Annotated in this window: 2 protein-coding genes; both read left to right on the top strand. The window is 61.7% G+C overall.

The features are described 5' to 3' along the window. Window positions 1-83 precede the first annotated feature (83 nt). Complete coding sequence (recO, locus tag ACW9JC_RS30185; RefSeq protein ID WP_457459626.1) at window positions 84-773, top strand: DNA repair protein RecO; 690 nt, start codon at window positions 84-86, stop codon at window positions 771-773. 50 nt (window positions 774-823) lie between these two features. Further along, on the top strand, window positions 824-1570 hold the full coding sequence (gene pdxJ, locus ACW9JC_RS30180) for a pyridoxine 5'-phosphate synthase (RefSeq protein ID WP_416129831.1): 747 nt from the start codon (window positions 824-826) through the stop codon (window positions 1568-1570). The last annotated feature ends 51 nt before the right edge of the window (window positions 1571-1621 follow it).

The raw sequence follows: 1621 nt of genomic DNA, 5'->3' as shown, positions 1-1621 counted from the left end.
GCGGGCCTTGGCCCAATGCAAACCTGTAGGAACTGCCGAAGGCTGCGATCTTTTTGTAATCCCTGACAGGTAAATCCGTCTCCATGTCGACCACTGCGCCAATCCCCCAACCCGCCTACGTCCTCCACTCCCGCGCCTACCGCGAAAGCAGTGCTTTGGTGGACTTCCTCACGCCGCAAGGTCGGCTGCGGGCGGTGTTGCGCAGTGCGCGGGGCAAGGCCGGGACGCTGGCGCGGCCGTTCGTGCCGCTGGAAGTAGAGTTTCGTGGGCGTGGCGAGCTGAAGAATGTCGGGCGCATGGAAGCTGCAGGTGTTTCTACCTGGCTCAACGGTGAGGCACTGTTCAGTGGCCTCTATCTCAATGAACTGCTGATTCGCCTGTTGCCCGCCGAAGACCCGCATCCTGGCGTATTCGATCACTACGCCGCGACATTGCTGGCGCTGGCTGAAGGTCGTCCGCTGGAGCCGTTGTTGCGTTCGTTCGAATGGCGGTTGCTCGATGACCTTGGTTACGGATTCTCATTGACTACGGACATCCACGCTGAGGTTATCGCCCCTGACGGCCTCTATCGCCTGCAAGTGGATGCAGGGCTGGAGCGGGTCTACTTGCTGCAACCGGGACTGTTCAACGGCACCGAGCTGCTGGCCATGGCTGAAGCCGACTGGTCCGCGCCGGGCGCGTTGTCTGCTGCCAAGCGCCTGATGCGTCAGGCGCTGGCCGTTCACTTGGGCGGTCGTCCCCTGGCCAGTCGCGAGTTGTTTCGCAAGCCGTAGTCTCCCCGTATGCTGTGCACCGAACTTTCTCTTCTTCTGGAGCGCTTTCCGTGACCACCAGCACCCGCATTCTTCTTGGCGTGAACATCGACCACGTTGCCACCCTGCGTCAGGCCCGGGGCACTCGTTACCCGGACCCGGTCAAGGCTGCACTGGATGCGGAAGAGGCGGGCGCCGATGGCATTACCGTGCACCTGCGCGAAGACCGTCGGCACATTCAGGAGCGTGATGTTCTGGTGCTCAAGGATGTGCTGCAAACCCGCATGAACTTCGAAATGGGCGTCACCGAAGAAATGATGCAGTTCGCTGAGCGCATCCGCCCGGCGCACATCTGCCTGGTGCCGGAAACCCGTCAGGAGCTGACCACCGAAGGCGGTCTGGACGTGGCGGGGCAGGAAGCGCGGATCAAGGCCGCAGTGGAACGCCTGTCGAAGCTCGGCTCTGAAGTGTCGCTGTTCATCGATGCCGACGAGCGGCAGATCGAAGCGTCGCGTCGTGTTGGCGCGCCGGCCATTGAACTGCACACCGGTCGTTACGCCGATGCAGAGACGCCGACCGAAGTGGCTGAAGAACTCAAGCGCGTGGCGGATGGCGTGGCGTTTGGCCTGGCCCAGGGGTTGATCGTCAATGCCGGTCATGGGCTGCACTATCACAACGTTGAAGCCGTGGCGGCGATCAAGGGCATCAATGAGTTGAACATCGGCCATGCTCTGGTGGCCCATGCGCTGTTCGTTGGCTTCAAGTCGGCGGTGTCGGAGATGAAGGCGCTGATTCTGGCGGCTGCACTGAAGGGCTAAGATCAAAAGATCGCAGCCTGCGGCAGCTCCTACAGGTGTACACATAACCCT

Source organism: Pseudomonas sp. SDO5591_S426 (assembly GCF_054070755.1).
Note: the sequence above shows the minus strand (reverse complement) of the source record. Positions and strands in the feature narration are given on the sequence as shown.

Bases quoted from the DNA above. Each gene is read 5' to 3' on its own strand.
- recO (WP_457459626.1), top strand. From the start codon at position 84: ATGTCGACCACTGCGCCAATCCCCCAACCCGCCTACGTCCTCCACTCC.